This is a genomic window from Leptothoe sp. LEGE 181152, assembly GCF_032906605.1.
GTDB classification, from domain to species: Bacteria; Cyanobacteriota; Cyanobacteriia; order Phormidesmidales; family Phormidesmidaceae; genus Leptothoe; species Leptothoe turfae.
In genome coordinates, this window is record NZ_JASATU010000067.1 from 81,659 (window position 1) to 99,903 (window position 18,245).

Below are 18,245 nucleotides of genomic sequence, written 5' to 3' on the forward strand. Positions count from 1 at the left end.
TCTCATTTTGCTTTGGAAAGCCACTTTGGATAACTACAAATGAATCAAGATAGTCGATTTTTTTTTAACGTCAACTCCTTATCCCAAATTAATCGTCGTTGGCTTTTGCGGGGTGTTGCTGCTTTAAGTGGTGCAGCTTTCACATCTCGTTTTATTCACACAAGAGAGCTATTACATGCAAAGGCCTCTAAAACAGAAATCAAGTCTACGAATTTGCTGAACGAATTAGATGCTACTCCTAATCCTAGTCAACCTTTGAAGGTAATAATTTTGGGGGCAGGAATGGCAGGACTTTGTGCAGCTTACGAGCTAGAAAAGCGGGGACATTCATGTGTCATTCTAGAGGCGGAATGTAGTCATATTGGAGGACGAGTTCGTACCCTGCGCTTTGGGAACGGCTTGTATGGCGAAGTTGGCGCATCGCAAATCGCTAAGAGTCATAATCTGACCCACCATTATGTGAATGAGTGTGAGTTACAACTCCGTCCATCGGTAACAGTCAATCCTGAGGCATACTACTATTTGCGTAACCAACGTATACGGGCGAAGAATTCAGAACAGTTGAGCAGTCTTTATAATCTGACTGGTTCGGAGAGAGGATCGACGCCGGATGATGTTTTAGGAACCGTCATTGGAAGTCGTCTTTCTCAATTGAACGAACAGGAGAAAGCTGAGATCTTTGCGCAGCAGATTCAAAATCCAGCCATTCGCGAGATGGATCAGCAGTCTATGCTTCAGTGGTGTAAAGCGTCTGGTTTTTCAGACAATGCCATTGAAATGATGGCGGCGGCAAATGGTTTTTTGGGCGGTTTGATGTATTGTTCAGCGCTTAGTTTTGTCCGGGTAGGCGCAAATTATGGCGAAATGGAAGAAATCGTGGGTGGTAGCGATCGCTTCCCAACTGCTTTGGCAGACAAACTCAAATCGAAACCGAGAATGGGTTGTGAAGTCATTAGCCTAGAGCGAGATGATTCAGCGTCCAAGGCGGCAGCTGTTTATGTAGAAGAAAATAGCATCAAGAGAGAAGTCGGAGACTTTGTTCTTTGTACGATTCCTTTCCCTGTTTTATCTAGACTGGACAATCCCTTTTCTGCCGCTAAGCATCGGGCTATTCGGGAGTTTTCCTATGTTTCTGCTACGAAGGTATTCGCTGTAACGAATCGCCGTTTTTGGGAAATAGAGGATGGGATATACGGAGGGAGTACGTCGAGCGATTTACCCATCTCTACAGTCCAGTATCCTTCAGATAATACACAGGCCAAAACTCCTGCCATCTCGGCTGCTCCATCTGTTTTGCTAGCATCCTACACGACAGGTAAGCTAGCCCGTCATTTAGCGCATTTACCTGAGCAGGAGCGCCATCAAATTGTTCAGCAGAATCTCGCAAAGATTCATCCTCAGGTTAATCAAAATCAAACAATCCAGAGTATGAAAAGTTGGAGTTGGGACAATCACCGTTGGAGCTTAGGAGCTTGGTCTTTGATCAGGCCCTATCAGCAATTGAGTCTGTACGAACATGGGATTGTTCCAGAAGGGCGCATTCATTTTGCGGGGGAACATACATCAACCAATCAAGGTTGGATGCAAAGTGCGCTGGAATCATCGCTAAGGGCTGTTCAGGAAATATTGGTAGAAGCTAACAAAGCGTAATAACATTCCACCCATTAGGCACTTTTGTTGCCCAACGGTAAAATTGAGCGGTGTGAGGCCATTTTATAACGAAGCCTGACGCTTTAGCCTTCACATCCGCTCCAACGCAAAGTCAGGCACGTAAAGCTCTGTGATTGCTGGGTTTCATTCTTCAACCCAGCCCACGAAGCTGTTTTCTGAGCAAGTTGCCATTAATTTGGGCCAAACTTAGGTAGTTCAGTTTGTTGGATTAATGCACTTGCCATCTCAACTGCCTCGGCAACACTCCTTAAAACTGTAGCTTTGTTACCTGGATCTTGGATAGAGTTAGCTTCAGCGAGTACTTGCTGTAGCAATGCCGTGACGACTTGGTTCTCGGCAAGCTTTCCACTAACCCGTGCAAAGCTATCTAAGAACAAAGCTTTTGCATCAGAGTCCATCGACATGTCCAAAGTGAGCGACTGTTGTAAAACTGCTTTAGCCATCTCAAAATCTTTGATTTTTCCGTATGACAATGCAATACTCCTCAAGACCCAAGCTCTAGTAACAAAATTCGGGATGAGTTCAGTTTTGGTAAGTACCTCCTGTAAAATCTCTTCAGTGGCTTGAGATCCGGAGAAACGATCTGATATCCCTGCGACTATAGTCAAAACCAAAGCTTCAGCACCTGGTTCTGGAATGGAATTATCCGTAGCGGTAGCTCGCTGTAGAATTGCTTTAGCGACTTGAGTATCGGAGAGTTGCCAAGGCGTTATAGCGATTAACAGTAAGATTCTCGTTTGCTCTGTCGAATCTTGAATCGAGTCAATCGTAGCGACTGTCTGAAGTAGAAGCTTTTCGACAGCTTGAGTATCAGCAAGCTGTCCATAGGCTTCGACAATGCCAATTAGGATTCTGGCTCTAGTATCCGGGGCAGGAATATCGTTAGCTGCCGTGACTGCCTGTTGCAGGATATCTTGCACTAATTGTAAGTCGCCGAACTCGCTGTGTGCTTTGGCAATATCAGTTAAGGCCCAAGCTTTAACACTCACCTCCTGGATGGAGCTAACTGTAGTGAGTACCTGTTGTAAAATATTTTGAGTGATCTGAGAATCAATAAGTTTTCCAGATGCCTTGGCAATGCTGATTAAGATTACAGCCTGGTCATAAGATTCCGGGATTGAGTTAGCTGCCGTGACTATTTGTTGTAGAATCTCTTTGGCAGTTTGCGGGTCAGAGAACTCTCCAGACACCTCAGCAATGCTGCCTAGGACTATCGCCTGGTCACGAGACTCTGGAATTGAGTTAGCTGCGGCAAGCGTTTGTTGTAGAATCTCTTTGGTAGCTTGTGGTACAGAAAGTTGGCCACTGGCCTCTGCTACTCTCTTCAAAAATCTAGCTTGGGCATTTAAGTCTTGAATTGAGCTAGCTGTCGTAATTGCTTGTTGTAAAACCTCTTTAGCGGCTTGTGGATCAGCAAGCTGATTGTAGATTTGGGCAATATCCAACAATGCCTCAGCTCTAGTTCTTGAGGCTGGAATTGAGCTAACCGTTGTGAGTATATGCTGGAGAGCTGCCTGACCTGCTTTCGGATTAGAGAACTGGCCAGATAATTCTGTAATGCCTTCCAAAGCACTTGTACGTCTTCTACTCCTCTTATCCCAGTCTGAAACAGCGTTAAGAATGGCAAGTATCTGTTGTAAAACTTCCTGGGTAGCTTGATCATTAGACAGTTGACTATAGACTTTTGCAATTTTGCTTAAGACCCAAGCTCTAGCATCTGCATCTGAGATAAGGCTAGCTTCGGCAGCGATCTGTTGCAATAGCGCTTGAGCAGTCTGAGTGTCGGGAATTTGGCCAGATGCTTTTACAATTTTACTTAAGACTGGAATTCTCTCTTTTTCTGGCCTTGTGCTAACCGTGATCAGCATTTGCTGCAATAGCTCTTGTGCCTTTGGAGAGTCGGAAAGTTTACCATAGGTTTCTGCAACCTTAATCAAGAACAAAACTTTCTCTTCTTCTGGGATTGAGTCAGCTAAGGTGAGTGTCTGTTCTAGAATCCCCTTAGCCATTTGAGGTTTAGGGATTTGTCCGTAGGCTTCTGCCAGCCTAAGTAAGGTGCGTGCTTTTTCATCTGGCTTGGTAATGGAGTTAGTTGCAGCGAATACGTCCCCTAAGACTTCTTCCGTTATGAGAGGTTCAGAAAGTTCGCTGGCTACATATATAATCTGTCTAAGAACGTTCCCCTTAGCTTCATCTGGAACTGAGTTAGCTACAGTAATTGCCTGCTGTAATACCTCTTTAGCTACTTGAGCATCAGGGAAAAGTTTGGATGTACGTACAACTTGCCACAAAATTGTAGATTTTTCAGTTGAAACTGGGATTGAGTCAGCTGCCGTAAGGGTTTGTTGTAGCAGATCTGCAAAGTCTTGCTCCCAATTGATAAGAGGTGAATCCACCAACTGAACAGTGAAATTTGATTCCGCCGTTTCTAGGCGTTGAGACAGTGATGATGGTTCATCCTGGTGTTGAGTGAGTGCCCAACTACTTTCCAAAAATCTACTCCCAACTAAGCCTAATGCGATCGCAAGTCCTAGTAGAGATTGCCTAACCCAAGTTCCTGTGGACCTCCCCTGCTGTTTGTAATTCATGGCTTGGCGATGATAAATTTGTGGGAACAAAAATAAGAGCCTCCATAGAAGAGAAATGCCGGAACCCACTTGACACGTTCACGGCTTCATAGTTGTGAAACTGAGCGGCGGTCAATATTTTTGCTGTATCACCTGCTGATTATTAAATCCGTCCGCTCCTGCTTAGGGTTTTGATTTTATTCAGGGCATTGCAGCAGAAGCTTGACTACACGCTGATATTAAAGTCGTTCTAACCAGCCACGCATCTTGCCAGGGTTTAATAAGCCATAGGGATCAATTTGAGCCTTAAATGCCACCTGGGTTTCGTTGATCTGCTTACGGCCTCCATCTTCCAAAATGTAGGTGTGAGGGTTGGCAATAAAGGCTCCCTGCTCCTCGTGATAGCGAATAATCTCATTGAGGCGCGCTTCGTTGGTGTAGCGCACTAGCTGTAGTGCAGCTGGGCAGACCTGTCCATGTACCCGAAAGAACTCTAAGTGCATCATCGCTTCATCGCCAAAGTGCTGATACATGTGCTCAATCAGCTTCATATTTGTGTCGTAGGGAAACAGCGTCTGTAAATAGGTGAGGCTGTCATCCACATTCCGAGCATGGAGTGTGGTGTGGTTCCAGGTAAATTCTGCTAGGGCAGCCCCTTTCTTGGCTTCCTCTGCAGTTTTTTGATAGGTGATTGTGCCGCCGGCTGTTTTGACCAATTCCTTAAAAGGCTCTAGGGACGATTCTGAGATCATCAATAGAGCGGCTGCTTTACCCTCAGGTAGGGCATCCTGTAGCGCTGCAAAATAACTGGGTATGGGCCAGGCATGAATGCTGATCAGCTTTTTAATAATGCCGTCGGCTTCGCCCAGGGTATACCCAAAGCGAGCGGCGTCCATAAAATTATCGAAGGTGACAATCACCTCTGCCCAGGGATAGGCTGGGCCTAACGGAATTTCCAGCTCGATGATAATGCCATTGGTGCCGTAGGCGTGATTTACTTTTTGCACCTCGTCACCGCGCAGTTCAAGGATGCGGGGTTCGTCTTCCATGGTGACCACACGGACCGCATGGAGGTTACCGCGATCGGCCAACTGACCATAGGTGATGGAACCAATGCCGCCACTGCCACCACCGATAAAGCCACCAATGGTAGCGGTGCGGTAGGTGGAGGGAACCATGCGAAGTTCCCAGCCCTGCCCACGGGTGATTTTATCAATAGCTGCTAGTTTGGCTCCAGCATCTACACAAGCCAGCCCCGGCTTTACCCATTTCACTCGATTGAGCTTACTCAGATCTAAAATTACGCCGCCTTTAAGGGGGATGCACTGACCGTAGTTACCCGTGCCTGCGCCTCTGACTGTTAGCGGTGTCTTGGTGGCAACACAAGCCTTAGCCACTTGGATCACCTCTGCTTCCGTGGAAGGCCGCACTACCAGGTCAGCCACTTTGTTTTCTAACTGGGCCGTCAGCACAGGGCTGAAATGATAATAATCCTTGGAGAGCTTAGCGACCTGGGTAGGGTCTTGGATCAGGTCCAGGTTGTTGGGCAGCAGGGAGAGGATGGGAGAGGCCATAGTTGGAATAAGGCGGAGGGGTAGAAAAGATAACCGATGCTGAGTTAGCAATGTCGGGACTGAGTCCCTGAAAAAGTATTTGGCATCTGCCGTAGGAGTAGTGTGGCAAGAATTTTCGGTTGGATCAAGGTGATTTGTGGTGATGCTAGTGGCTTGCACCCCACGACAATAAAACAGCGGCACAGAGACCGCTGCTTCAAACGCTGTATGAAATTAAAACAGTAAAAATGGACAAGTACATCGCACCGTAGTGCTTACCTGTCCGTTATCGAGAAGACTTAATACAGTGTGGTCAGTGCTACGCACGATAGCAGACCCGCTATCATGTAAAACACGCTAACGACCTGAATTTCGGACCAACCGGATAGCTCAAAATGATGATGTAAGGGAGCCATCTTAAAGAGACGCTTGCCTTTACCGTCGGGTCCTTTAGTGGCCTTGTAATAGCTCACCTGCATAATGACTGAAAGGGTTTCAGCTACAAATAGCAGGGTGATAATAAACAGCGCAAACAAGTGACCGCTCAAGATGCCGACTGCGGCCAGGGAACCGCCTAATGCTAGGGAACCGGTATCACCCATAAACACTCTGGCAGGGTTACGATTGTGGGTGAGAAAACCAACACAGGCTCCACTCATAGCGGCACAGAAGATCATTAGCTCTGGATAGTTGGGAGCAATCAGGGCACCAAACCCTAATAGCGCGATCGCACCAGTGCCACCCATGAGACCATCCACACCATCTGTCAGGTTAGTCGCATTACTCTCAGCCACCATGGTGAACCCAGCCAATGGCCAGAAAAGTAATCCCAGGGGCAGCAGGATACCAAAAGGCAAGTCCAGTTCAGTAATTTCAGCGGGCTGACTAGTCATGGCCCAAGCACAAAAGGCAATGGCAAACCCAATTTGCAATGCCAGCTTCATCTTGGGGGAAATGCCCTTATTGGAACGACGTCTTAGCACTTGCCAATCGTCAAGCCAACCAATAGAACCATAGGCCAGGGTCAAGGCACAAACCGCCAATGTATTGACAGCGCCACCCGACGCAATAGCTGCTACCAGGATTGCCACAGGGACAAAAAAGATACCTCCCATGGTGGGAGTTCCAGCCTTTTTTAAATGCGCTTTAGGGCCTTCTTCCCGAATAAATTGCCCTGCCTTGAGGTGCTTTAGCATTGGCACTACACCGTAGCCAAGTAAAGCTGAACCCACAGCGGATAATAGAAATGGCATTAGCAGACTGGATTGAGCTAACCAGTCACGACCTGCCCATATATCTAATCCCGCTGCTAAACATGACAGGGTACCCATCAAAAGTACCGAAAGGCCTGTACCCGTTAGGGCCGTTGCCCTAGAGGTAAAGAATTTAGCATCCACAATTCACGTCCTTCACACACCACACACTTCAAGCGTTTAGCCTCACTTTCCGTACAGAATCGTCTGTAGATAAGGAGTGCTAAAAATACAAAAAGGCCTCACTACCTAGATTTTCCAGTGAATGCTGCTAAAAGTCTAGGAATACAGGCTACAAACTTACTAAGTCAATATACTTAGCTCTGCACAGCCTTGCTTGTAGAGGATGTTTAATCCCCGTCGGGTTCATCACTATCGGAATTGTCATCCGAATCATCGAAGCTAGCATCATCACTGCCCATGAGGTCAGAGATTTCTTCGCTATCAGCTTCTTCACGAACGGCTTCGGTCTCACGGGGAATCAGACGCCCTGTGTTTTCTAGCCAACGCAGAATGGAGGAGTCACCGCGCTCGGGAATGACGACTGCGTGTTGCTGGCGAGGAATTTGTCGTACGGAGGGATTGTATTTAGTCATACGCGTTTGTGGTTGAGACTAGACTGGGGGTAAACAACTATAGCTAACTCATCTGAGCCCAAAGAGCAGAAGCCCCAAAGATCAGAAGACTGAGTATACGCTGATTTACCGTACCGTTTAACCTACTTTTTTCTACACAGAGATCCTGAAACTCTGCATCAAAATATACAGTACCTCAGCACTCATCATTGTTTGTGATGGTCTTCAGCTGAATATTAAGCATTTCTTACCATGCCATGCCAATAAAGTATGAAAGGATGCTCATGTCAAGTCCCTGACAACAATAATTTGCTAGTCCTTTGAAATAGGCACAGTATGGTTAGGTGTCTGTTGGCATCTAATCTATCTGTCACCATCTATGACAATGCTTGAGAAAACTGACCTGTTAGACGCGATCGCACCCACAAACCGTGGACTGCTGGCAGATGACCCTGAGCAACAAGCAGACATCCTCAAAAAGGTTGCCCGTTTAGAGGCTAGTAATCCCACCCCAAATCCTTTATCAGCAATAGATTTGCTCAATGGCAATTGGCAATTGCTCTATACCACCAGCACAGAATTACTCGGCATTGATCGCTTTCCGCTGCTAGCCCTCGGCAACATTTATCAATGGGTGCAGATCGAGCAGATGCGTATCTATAATCTGGCGGAAATCAGGTCGGTATTAGGTGGGCTGGTATCTGTGACAGCGACATTTGAACCGGTCTCTGAGAAACGCGTCAATGTACGCTTTGACCGAGCAATTTTCGGTTTGCAATCGACCCTCGGCTATCAGAGCCCTAGCCAGTTTATTAAGGCGATGCAGCAAACCGATAAGTTTAACTTTTTTAAGGGCATTGACTTTACGGTAAGTTCCAACAGAGAACCGGGTTGGTTAGAGGTTACCTATTTAGATCAGACCATGCGTATTGGACGGGGTAATCAGGGCAGCGTCTTTGTGTTGAGAAAGGCTTAAATACTATGGCGCTGTCTGTTCTATCGCTATCCCAGGCCCATCTCACCCTATTAGATAGCTGTCCACGGCGATTTCAGTTTATCTTCGACCAATCTTTAGCGGTACCGCCCACACCGGATGGACAGGATGCAGCCCTGTGGGGGAATCAATTTCACCTGCTGATGCAACAGCAGGCCCTGGGACTACCCATCGATGTGATGGCAGCGGCTAACGCAGATATGACGGCCAAGATTGAGGCACTGCGAGGGTTAGACCCCCACCTGTTTCAACCTGACCCTGATGAACAGCTGCGCCAAAGTGAGCATCAGCGTACCCTGGCATTGAATGGCTACATATTTACAGTGATTTACGATCTGGTCGTCTTAACTGAGCAATCAGGGCTAATTGTGGATTGGAAAACCCATCTCAAGCCACCCTCAAGAATGCGTCTGGCTCAGAATTGGCAAACTCGCTTGTATCTGTATGTATTAACTGAGACCAGTGGGTTAAGGCCTGACCAGGTAACTATGGTCTACTGGTTTGTCCGCAATCGGAATGAGCAAGGCGATGATTTACCCCCTAGCGACTATCGATTTACCTACAGCCTGCAGCAGCATGAGCAAACTAGAGCAACACTATTGCAATTGACTGAGCGGCTGTCTTTACTACGGCAACGTGGAGAATTCCCCAAGACTGATATTTTGGACCGTTGCACCCATTGTCCGTTTCAAATGCGCTGTCAGCGGTTAGGGACGTCACCGCTGCCGATTAACCTCAATGATATTGAAGAGCTATCAATTCATTGATTTAGATAAATCCACCTAAACAGTCACATTAAAAATACTCTATTCAAGGTCTGGCGTTTTTGGGTGTGGGTAATTAAACTTAAAATATCGATAGATTTAAGTAAATCGTTCTAAGGCACAGATAGATTTTATTAAATGATCTTCTGGTTGGCTTATGGGTGTGAAAAGCTCCCTGACTAGAGCTAGGGATACTCTGGTCAAGATTTTTCTGCCCAAGCTGCATGCCTCGGATTTTAAAGTTAAATCCCTAATCAGTTGCTTCTTGAAATTACTCCATGGCTGAGGTTTACTTGCGCGCGGGATGGCTAATCCCTTTTTACTCATTGCTCGGTATCTTGCTGACGATACCGTGGATGTCAGTCCGACGAACGGGGCCACGGCCTGCTGGGTACTTGAATCTTGCTACGACAGTATTGGCTTTAGTTCATGCCTTGCTAGCGTTGAGTGCTGTCTGGGGTCAGGAACCCTTACGCTTGTCCATCGGCTGGATGCAGGTGGCAGATCTGTCAATTGAGCTGCCGTTTGAGCTATCTACCCTCAATTTAGTTGCAGTGGTGGTAGTAACAACTCTGAACCTGCTAGCGCAGATTTATGCCATTGGCTACATGGAAATGGATTGGGGCTGGGCGCGTTTGTATAGCCTGTTAGCCCTGTTTGAGGCGGGGATGACGGCGCTACTGCTGTGTGATTCGGTGTTCTTTAGCTACATGATGCTAGAGATTTTAACCCTGGGAACTTACCTGATTGTGGGCTTTTGGTTTAATCAGCCTCGGGTGGTTACAGGGGCACGGGATGCCTTTTTGACTAAGCGGGTAGGGGATTTGATTCTACTGATGGGGTTAATTGCTCTGTATCCGCTGGCTGGTACCTGGAGTTATTCGGAGTTGGCTCAGTGGTCTAGCGATCAACCGATTGAGGGATTAACGGCCACATTGGTGGGATTGGCATTGCTGGCTGGACCGATTAGTAAGTGTGCTCAGTTTCCGCTGCATCTTTGGCTTGACTCTGCCATGGAGGGGCCGCTACCAACAACAATTTTGCGTAACTCTGTGGTTATTCCGGTGGGAGCGTGGGTCTTAATTAAGCTCACACCGGTTTTGGCACTATCTCCGGTTGTGGATACTGTGGCGGTTGCCATTGGCACGATTACGGCCATTGGGGGAGCGCTGATCTCCATTGCCCAGATTGATACGAAACGCGTTCTGTCTTACCTGACAAGCGCCTTTATGGGGCTGATACTGATTGCTGTAGGGACTTCTCAGGTTGGTGTAGCGTACTTTTTGCTGATGACGTTTTCGGTTGCGATCGCAGCCTTAATTGCCAGTACAGGATCCATTGTGTTTACCTGCGTCACCCAGGACTTGACCCTGCTAGGAGGTCTCTGGTCACGGCGTCCGGTCACGGCGTTGTCCTTTATTTTTGGGGCCCTAGGCATCTTAGGACTGCCTCCATTTGGCGGGTTTTGGGCGATGCGTTTTCTAGAAACTGGTCTGTGGTACGACGGTCAGATTCTGCCCTTTGCTATCGTGCTTGCCATTAATGGTCTGTGTGCCTTTAGTTTGGTGCGGATGTTTTGTCTGATCTTCGTAGGTCAACCCAAGGCCATGAGCACCCGCGCCCCTGAACCGCTTTGGGCAATAGTGTTGCCAATGGCAATCATGGCGGCACTTACGCTGCATGTGCCCATCATGTTGCAGACCCTCAAGCTATTGCCGATTATGCAAACTGCCATCGGTGAGACCGGTTTGCTACTAATTTGGTCCACGATGCTGGGCTTGGGCCTAGGTTTTGTCTTTTATGGCATTCAGCGAGAGAAACTGCCTGCTGACTACGTGCCACAGTGGATGACAAATTTGTTTGCCTATGACTTCTATACCCCCGGTCTCTACAAAAATCTTTTAATTTGGCCCGTGGCCAGCATTGCTAGCGTTTTTGATTGGGTAGAGCGCTACATCATTGATGGGTTGGTCAACCTGGTAGGTGCCCTATCGCTACTGAGCGGGGAAACCCTGAAATATAGCAACCCTGGCCGGTCTCAGCTGTATGTGCTCACCATTACTGTGTGCATTGTGCTCCTAGGTATTGTTATGACGTTGAGCACCATGAAAAATCTCGGTCAGCTCACTGCAGCATTTTAGTCTCAGATTTTCAATCTTGTTCTGCCTGTTGTCTTAACCCATTCAAGTCATGATGTTAACTCTGTTAATGGTGCTTCCACTGCTAGGGGCCATAGCATTACTATTTTTCCCACCTGAGAAGGCCAAACCATTAGCCCTACTGGGTTCAGGGGTGACGTTGCTCTGGACGATATGGTTGTTCAGTCAGTTTAATCTCAGTGTTAGTGAGTTTCAGATGGTGGAGTCTCTAGACTGGTTGCCAGTCTTGGGGCTGAACTATGATTTGGGTTTAGATGGGTTAGGGCTATTGATGATTGCTCTAAATACTCTGTTGACATGGATCGCTATCTACAGTGCTCGCCCTGACCTTGAACGTCCTCGACTGTTCCATGGCTTGACGCTAATTACCAGTGGCATTATTTCAGGAGCATTCCTAGCACAAAACTTTCTCCTCTTCTTCCTCTTCTATGAAGCCTGTCTAATCCCTCTATATTTATTGATCAATATTTGGGGTGGTGAGAAACGTAGTTATGCAGCCACTAAATTTCTGATTTACACAGCGATTTCCGGTGCATTTGTATTGGTTAGTGGCTTTGGTTTGTTGTGGTTGGGTGGGGCTGATAACTTTAGCTACGCTGCGCTAACCGATACTGATTTATCGGTGCGGCTCCAGGTGATTCTCTTAATTCCTATGGCGATTGGCTTTGGCATTAAGGTTCCCATGGTGCCGCTGCATACCTGGTTGCCAGATACGTATGTAGCAGCGTCTACCCCTGTGGCCATCATATTAGGTGGTGTGTTAGCCAAACTGGGGACCTATGGCCTGTTGCGGTTTGGCCTCAGTTTGTTGCCTAAGGGATGGGCCGTCATTGCTCCCTGGCTAGCGGTCTGGGCTGCAGTCACCATTATCTACTGTGCTTTTTTGGCGATTGTGCAACAAGATATCAAACGCATGGTGGCCTATAGCTCTGTTAGCCATATGGGCTATGTGCTTTTGGGGAGTGCAGCCGGTAACAGTCTGAGCATATCGGGCTGCATTGCCCACATGATTGCCCACGGTTTAGTGTTAGCCATTCTGTTTAACTTGGTGGGTGTGATCGAAGCCAAGGTTGGTAGTCGAGATTTAGACAAGCTGAACGGTTTGATGAACCCTGTGAGAGGGTTACCGTTTGTTAGTGCAACGCTGCTGTTGGGGGCGATGGCAAGTGCCGGCATCCCTGGATTGGTTAACTTTGCAGCGGAATTTGCTGTCTTCCAGGGTAGCTATCGAGTGTTTCCGGTTCAAACTCTCATCGGCATTGTTGGCACGGGACTAACGGCAGTTTACTTTGTGATTTTACTTAATCGCACATGTTTTGGTCGTTTAGATAACCAGCGAGCGTACTTTCCAAAAGTCTCCTTCAATGAAAAAGCGCCAGCTTTGTTACTGGCTGTATTGATTGTGGTACTGGGTGTACAACCAAACTTGTTGATGCGTTGGAGTGAGCCGATAGCAGTGAACTCCATTGCGATCGCACCCATTCAACACTGGAGCATTGGCAGTCTTTTTTCAGACGATGCTGCATCTTAATCAGCCATAGATATTGCTGACTTAGCGGTCTTTCTTGACTTCCGTATACTTGTTTTCGTAAAAATCATGGTAAACACCACTACAACGATTCCCCTGTCTACCCATCCCTATGCTGAGGTTATTCATCGGCTCGAAGCTGGCGGCTCCATGCTGCCCGATACCCCAGAAAATCTCATGCAGATTATCGGTATCTACAAAGCCTATGCGGTACCGATGGATTTTTATTGGCGGGATCTGTTGTACATTGGCGAACGAGTTTTCCTACAGCCCCTGCCATTTTTCAAATATTTCATTTCTCAAGAGTATCTGGACCGTCAGAACACCTATGCAGGTGATCAGTCACCCTTAAGGATATGGCGAGGGGTGGGGGAGGCCCATCCCGAGCTACTGGAGTTCATGGCTAAGGGAGAAGGTAAGCGCAAGTGGCCCCGGCTATTTCACCATCTAGGACATGACCGTGTCAATATGGAGTTTGCGGAAGCCTGCATGCGAGCCATGTTTTGGCATGAGGATCTCAATCCCAAATTTAACGAGTATCTCTATAGCGAACCCTATAAGGCCGCCGCAGATCGAGCAATTAAAGCCTATTTCAGGGGTAATCCAGCCATGTTGGGGCTTTATAAGCTCTTCCCCGACATGTTCTTAGAGCAGGTACGACAGATGTCATATTACGCTAACCTTGGCTTGTTTTGGGAAGTAATGGCCCCGGTGTTTTTCGAGATGTCAGACATCTATGATGAAGGTGGCTTTAAGGGAGTACCTGATGCCATGAACTTTTTAGTCAATGGCATTTTTGCAGTGGCTGGTCGTCCCATCTATCACCATGTGTATGTCGGTGATGAGTGCTTTGAAATCATTCCTAAATCAGCTGGATTTACCTGGCTTTATGAGGCAGCCCTGCCTTATGTGGAGGCCGTCTTTTATCGTACAGCACCATTTCGAGGCACTAAATCCTACGATGCCCAGGTGCATCAAGTGCCAGACCAGCAGCCAGAATTTCACTATGGCATTCTCTATGCCGATGTGTTTCCGGTGGGTAGTGCAGGTATTCCACCAACACTGTTAATGCAGGATATGCTGCACTTTTTACCGCCCTATCTGCAGGACTATTACCAACAACATTGTCGTGGTGAAGACGATCAGCTGATTCAGCTAGGCATTACCTTTCAGCGCTCAATGTATAACGTGACATCAGCGGTGATTCAAGCATTACGAGCGGCGTTGTACTATCCACTAGATGATCCAAACCCAAAGCATCTGATGGCCAACCGCGAATTTTTTGAAGCTCAAATGGATCGGCTCATACGCCCAGAAGCACGTCTGCGAGATATTCAGACTGCAAATTACCGCTAAGTGTGTGTGTCTTGCCGCGTAGTGGCAAAAGCCCACGTTGAAGTTTATGTCCTCTGAATTTTGCTTTAATCATGGCAACGATTGTCGATATCGCGCTTGAAAATCCTGGTTTTGAAACCTTAGTGGCGGCTGTTAAGGCAGCAGGCTTGGTGGAAACGTTGCAATCTCCAGGGCCATTTACGGTGTTTGCGCCCAATGATGATGCCTTTGCAAAACTACCTCCCAATACTGTGAATAATCTGGTGCAGAATCCTCCTCAATTAGGCCGAATTCTTTGCTATCACGTGGTTTCTGGTCGTTGGGATAGTGCCCGTATCCGTGAGTTTTCCCAACTGACATCAGTGGAAGGTTCGCCCATTCCTATTCGTAGCCAGAATCCCCTAGAAGTGAAAAATGCCTCGGTGATTGCGGCTGATATCGAAGCCAGCAACGGCATTATTCATGTCATCGACAATGTAATTTTGATGGATTAATACAATTCATGGGTAAAGTTTTGCAGGAACTTGATCTGTTTTTTTGGATAGCGGCTCTGATGATCGCTGGGATGACGATAGTGGATGTGGCAGACATTCAGATGGTAAGTCCCTATAGCGACTTTGTTCAGGCGATGACTGAGCCAGTAGACTCGCTTCAATAAAGGCCGTTGCTGATCTAGAGGATGCGTTAATCGATCACGTCGCTCATTAATCTGAGCTTGAGCAATGACATCATACCGAGGATTTGCAACGCCTCATAAAACTTCTGAGGTAGTCATGTTGACGCAATTCCGCGCTATGCTCAGATTTTTATGTAAAAATGTAAAGCGTGTGGATTACTTCATCTCCTACATCGGCTAAAAAGCCGACTAAAATTGCCCTCGGTAACTTTGATGGTGTCCATCTCGGTCACCAGCATGTTATTGAACCTGTTTTAACCCATAAGGGCGGTCTGCCCTCTTTGGTCTTAGCTGACGATATGTGTTTGCAGGCCGCTGCGGCCTCTGGCTATAGTGATTTGCCTGGCGTAGCGTCTGTTTCTGAATCATCGAAATCTGGCTTTGCTGAGTGGGCGTCGGTAGTTACGTTTTTTCCCCATCCCAAAGAGTATTTTTCCGGTCAGTCGCGCTCATTACTGACGCCGCTGGAAGAAAAAAGTCGCCAGTTGGCCTGTTTAGGGGTAGATCAACTCGTGCTGCTGCCGTTTGATGCGGCATTGGCTAACTTGGATGCGGCGATGTTTGTGGAAAAGATCCTGATTCAGGATTTGCAGGCGACGCATATTAGTGTGGGGAGCGACTTTCACTTTGGTAAAGGGCGCGGCGGGAATGCTGAGTTGCTGTATGCGATCGCAACCCGTCACCATATCCCAGTTACCATTATCCCGCTGCACAATGATGCCGAAGGACGCATCAGCAGCTCCCGCATTCGGCAAGCTCTGGCGGAGGGCGAGCTAACCAAAGCCAATCATCTACTGGGGCGACCCTATGCCCTCAGCGGGCAAGTGACCTTAGGAAAGCAGTTAGGACGTACAATTGGATTCCCAACCGCTAACCTCAAGTTGCCAAGCGATAAATTTATTCCTTGCCAGGGCGTTTATAGCGTTAAAGTATTTGGCATTCTACCAAATCAGAAACCTTTGCTGGGTGTCATGAACATCGGTAATCGCCCTACGGTTGCAGGTCAGGATTTGAGTGTCGAGGTACATATATTTGATTGGGAAGGGGATTTGTACGGAGAGACTCTAACAGTTGGTTTAGAAAGCTTTATTCGACCTGAACAGAAGTTTGAGTCTTTGGATGCCTTAAAAGAACAAATTGTCAAAGATTGTGTGACAGCAAAAGAAATGTTGAATATCTCCACATCACCGGTTACTTAGCCACAGCACGATAGGGAGTGTGCCTAGGCTGAGTAATGTGGACACGACAATGGTTCTGGCAACTCGCACTGTGTCCCCGCCCAGTTCGATCACCCAGATTAACGAATTCACTGCCACAGGCATAGCAGCTTGTAAGATAACAACTTGGCGATCAATACCAGTGAGCCCCACTAGGTTAGCAATGTTAACTGCTATCAGTGGTGACACGATTAATCGTAGTCCTGCCCCCATGAGCTCGTAACGGCCAAATACAAACGGCGTTTCCGACAGCTGAATGCCTAGCATTAATAGAGCAACTGGGATCGCGCCTTCACTTAAAAGGGTGACACCTCGATCGATCGATATGGGCAGTACGGTGCTTGTGCCTTGTAAAATAAGCCCTGCGATCGCAGCCCACAAAACCGGTAAACACGCGGTATAGCGTAAGCCTTTAAGAATTCCCTCTCCTTTGAGCACTATAGGGAAGACACTGGCAGTCATCAGGCTAGAGCCCACCAGGTAAACAATGGCTCGTTCGAGTCCGGCTTCTCCTAGGGAGAATAAAACAAAAGGAAGACCCATGTTACCCACATTGGCAAAGATTGTTGTGGCGATTAAACTCTTTTTCTCATCTGATGAGAACTTGAGTACTTTACCCAGGGTGACAGCAAGTAGATAGAGTACGGTGGTGTGGAGAACAAAGGCGATGAGGATTGCGATCGCATTGCCTAACTCCAATGTTGTTTTAGCTAAGCTGTGCAGTACAAGCGCTGGCACTAACGCATAAATGCTCAACCGTGCTAAGGTTTGCCGCTCTAGCGTAAACATACGCCCCACCCAAACACCCACCAGTGCCACCAGTGCGATGGGCAGGACAGCTGAAATTAAAATGCCCATACCCTAAGAATCAAGAGAACCGCCATCCCATTCATGGTTAGGATCTGGATAAAAGGTGATGCCGCTACCCTCGCCACCACCACAGCGAATGGCCACCAACCAACCGCCTGGCACCTTAGCCCTCCAGGCACCTAAGCCACCAATTGGCTGGTTTTTACAGTCTAGCTTCTCCCAAATGAAGTCAGGCATCACTTCTATTTTAAGTACTGGCCATAGGGGTATGGTATCGCCTAGTATCCTTAACTAGTGGGTTGCATCCAGATTATTGCCTAGACTCCATGACCAAACCTGTTCCTCAGCATCCAATGCGTGGCTTTAGACACTTAGATACCATTACCGCTCTGTTTGTCACAGTACTGTTGATTTCTAATGTGACATCGACCAAAATTGTTGATTTTGGTATCTTTACCTTTGATGGTGGCACATTACTATTCCCCCTCAGCTACATTTTTGGGGATATCCTGACTGAGGTTTACGGGTATGCCCGGTCTCGCAAGGTGATCTGGACGGGATTTATGGCTGCACTGGTTATGTCTGTCACCTTTATGGTGGTGGGGGCGCTACCTGCTGCTACAGATTGGCCCCACCAAGAGGCCTATGATCAGATCCTGGGGCTGACGCCAAGGATCGTTATGGCTAGCCTGATTGCCTATGTCGTTGGTGAGTTTTCCAATTCGTTTATTTTAGCCAAGTTGAAGGTGGCGACCAAAGGTCGACAGCTATGGGTGCGGACGATTTCGTCTACGCTGGTGGGCCAGGTGTTGGATACAGGATTATTTATTGCGATCGCATTCTGGGGCCTATTTCCTCCCAGCCTGATGGTGACTCTAGTTGTGTCCAACTACATCTTTAAGTGCGGTGTAGAAATTCTCTTTACCCCCATCACCTATGGATTAACCGGCTGGCTAAAACACCAAGAAAACGAAGACTTTTACGATCGCCATACAAATTTCAACCCCTTTCACCTTTTACCAGGTCCCATATCTCGATAAGCCAGGTCTTCCTATGGGTATTTAATGGTCGAAGCAAATCTACAATAAGCAGGTTGCTTGATAGATCTTATCGCTACACTGAGTCTTTAAATGTGTGTGTATC

Annotated in this window: 16 protein-coding genes; 10 read left to right on the forward strand and 6 right to left on the reverse strand. The window is 47.4% G+C overall.

Annotated elements, in window-relative coordinates; all coding sequences use genetic code 11:
* The first annotated feature begins 39 nt into the window (after positions 1-39).
* Positions 40-1,650, forward strand: coding sequence for a flavin monoamine oxidase family protein (locus QGP82_RS32655; protein ID WP_499062109.1), 1,611 nt, complete (start codon positions 40-42; stop codon positions 1,648-1,650).
* Between the two features lie 191 nt (positions 1,651-1,841).
* Here QGP82_RS32655 and QGP82_RS32660 read toward each other — a convergent pair whose 3' ends face one another.
* From QGP82_RS32660 to QGP82_RS32675, 4 genes are all read right to left on the reverse strand, one after another.
* Entirely contained in the window at positions 1,842-4,259 is a 2,418-nt protein-coding gene (locus tag QGP82_RS32660) for a tetratricopeptide repeat protein (RefSeq protein ID WP_499062110.1), read from the reverse strand.
* Positions 4,260-4,477: 218 nt separating this feature from the next.
* Positions 4,478-5,812, reverse strand: coding sequence for an FAD-binding oxidoreductase (locus QGP82_RS32665; protein ID WP_499062111.1), 1,335 nt, complete (start codon positions 5,810-5,812; stop codon positions 4,478-4,480).
* A gap of 278 nt (positions 5,813-6,090) precedes the next feature.
* Positions 6,091-7,188 carry a phospho-N-acetylmuramoyl-pentapeptide-transferase gene (gene mraY, locus QGP82_RS32670; RefSeq protein ID WP_163663424.1) on the reverse strand — a complete coding sequence of 366 codons (1,098 nt, stop codon included), beginning with the start codon at positions 7,186-7,188 and terminating at the stop codon, positions 6,091-6,093.
* Between the two features lie 206 nt (positions 7,189-7,394).
* Complete coding sequence (locus QGP82_RS32675; protein WP_163663426.1) at positions 7,395-7,640, reverse strand: DUF3134 domain-containing protein; 246 nt, start codon at positions 7,638-7,640, stop codon at positions 7,395-7,397.
* A gap of 364 nt (positions 7,641-8,004) precedes the next feature.
* Here QGP82_RS32675 and QGP82_RS32680 point away from each other — a divergent pair, with 364 nt between their 5' ends.
* The 8 genes from QGP82_RS32680 to QGP82_RS32715 all read left to right on the forward strand — a co-directional run bounded on the left by QGP82_RS32680 (position 8,005) and on the right by QGP82_RS32715 (position 16,274).
* Positions 8,005-8,595, forward strand: a complete 591-nt coding sequence (locus QGP82_RS32680) for a PAP/fibrillin family protein (RefSeq protein WP_499062219.1) — start codon at positions 8,005-8,007, stop codon at positions 8,593-8,595.
* A gap of 5 nt (positions 8,596-8,600) precedes the next feature.
* Complete coding sequence (locus tag QGP82_RS32685; protein ID WP_499062112.1) at positions 8,601-9,380, forward strand: PD-(D/E)XK nuclease family protein; 780 nt, start codon at positions 8,601-8,603, stop codon at positions 9,378-9,380.
* A gap of 275 nt (positions 9,381-9,655) precedes the next feature.
* The gene (locus QGP82_RS32690) at positions 9,656-11,518 is read left to right on the forward strand and encodes an NAD(P)H-quinone oxidoreductase subunit F (protein ID WP_163663430.1); all 1,863 of its coding nucleotides are present in this window, start codon (positions 9,656-9,658) and stop codon (positions 11,516-11,518) included.
* 52 nt (positions 11,519-11,570) lie between these two features.
* Entirely contained in the window at positions 11,571-13,067 is a 1,497-nt protein-coding gene (locus QGP82_RS32695) for an NADH-quinone oxidoreductase subunit M (RefSeq protein WP_250565303.1), read from the forward strand.
* Positions 13,068-13,133: 66 nt separating this feature from the next.
* Positions 13,134-14,420, forward strand: coding sequence for a CO2 hydration protein (locus tag QGP82_RS32700; RefSeq protein WP_499062113.1), 1,287 nt, complete (start codon positions 13,134-13,136; stop codon positions 14,418-14,420).
* Between the two features lie 71 nt (positions 14,421-14,491).
* The gene (locus QGP82_RS32705; RefSeq protein ID WP_163663435.1) at positions 14,492-14,893 is read left to right on the forward strand and encodes a fasciclin domain-containing protein; all 402 of its coding nucleotides are present in this window, start codon (positions 14,492-14,494) and stop codon (positions 14,891-14,893) included.
* 8 nt (positions 14,894-14,901) lie between these two features.
* The gene (locus tag QGP82_RS32710) at positions 14,902-15,057 is read left to right on the forward strand and encodes a hypothetical protein (protein ID WP_163663438.1); all 156 of its coding nucleotides are present in this window, start codon (positions 14,902-14,904) and stop codon (positions 15,055-15,057) included.
* Positions 15,058-15,224: 167 nt separating this feature from the next.
* Positions 15,225-16,274 carry a bifunctional riboflavin kinase/FAD synthetase gene (locus QGP82_RS32715; RefSeq protein ID WP_163663440.1) on the forward strand — a complete coding sequence of 350 codons (1,050 nt, stop codon included), beginning with the start codon at positions 15,225-15,227 and terminating at the stop codon, positions 16,272-16,274.
* Here the strand turns inward: QGP82_RS32715 and QGP82_RS32720 are convergent.
* Entirely contained in the window at positions 16,260-17,150 is an 891-nt protein-coding gene (locus QGP82_RS32720) for an AEC family transporter (RefSeq protein WP_163663442.1), read from the reverse strand. The genes QGP82_RS32715 and QGP82_RS32720 overlap by 15 nt on opposite strands.
* Before the next feature lie 3 nt (positions 17,151-17,153).
* A complete protein-coding gene (locus QGP82_RS32725) occupies positions 17,154-17,339 on the reverse strand; it encodes a hypothetical protein (RefSeq protein WP_163663444.1) in 186 nt (61 codons plus the stop codon).
* Positions 17,340-17,428: 89 nt separating this feature from the next.
* Here QGP82_RS32725 and QGP82_RS32730 point away from each other — a divergent pair, with 89 nt between their 5' ends.
* A complete protein-coding gene (locus tag QGP82_RS32730; protein ID WP_499062114.1) occupies positions 17,429-18,142 on the forward strand; it encodes a queuosine precursor transporter in 714 nt (237 codons plus the stop codon).
* Positions 18,143-18,245: the final 103 nt, after the last annotated feature.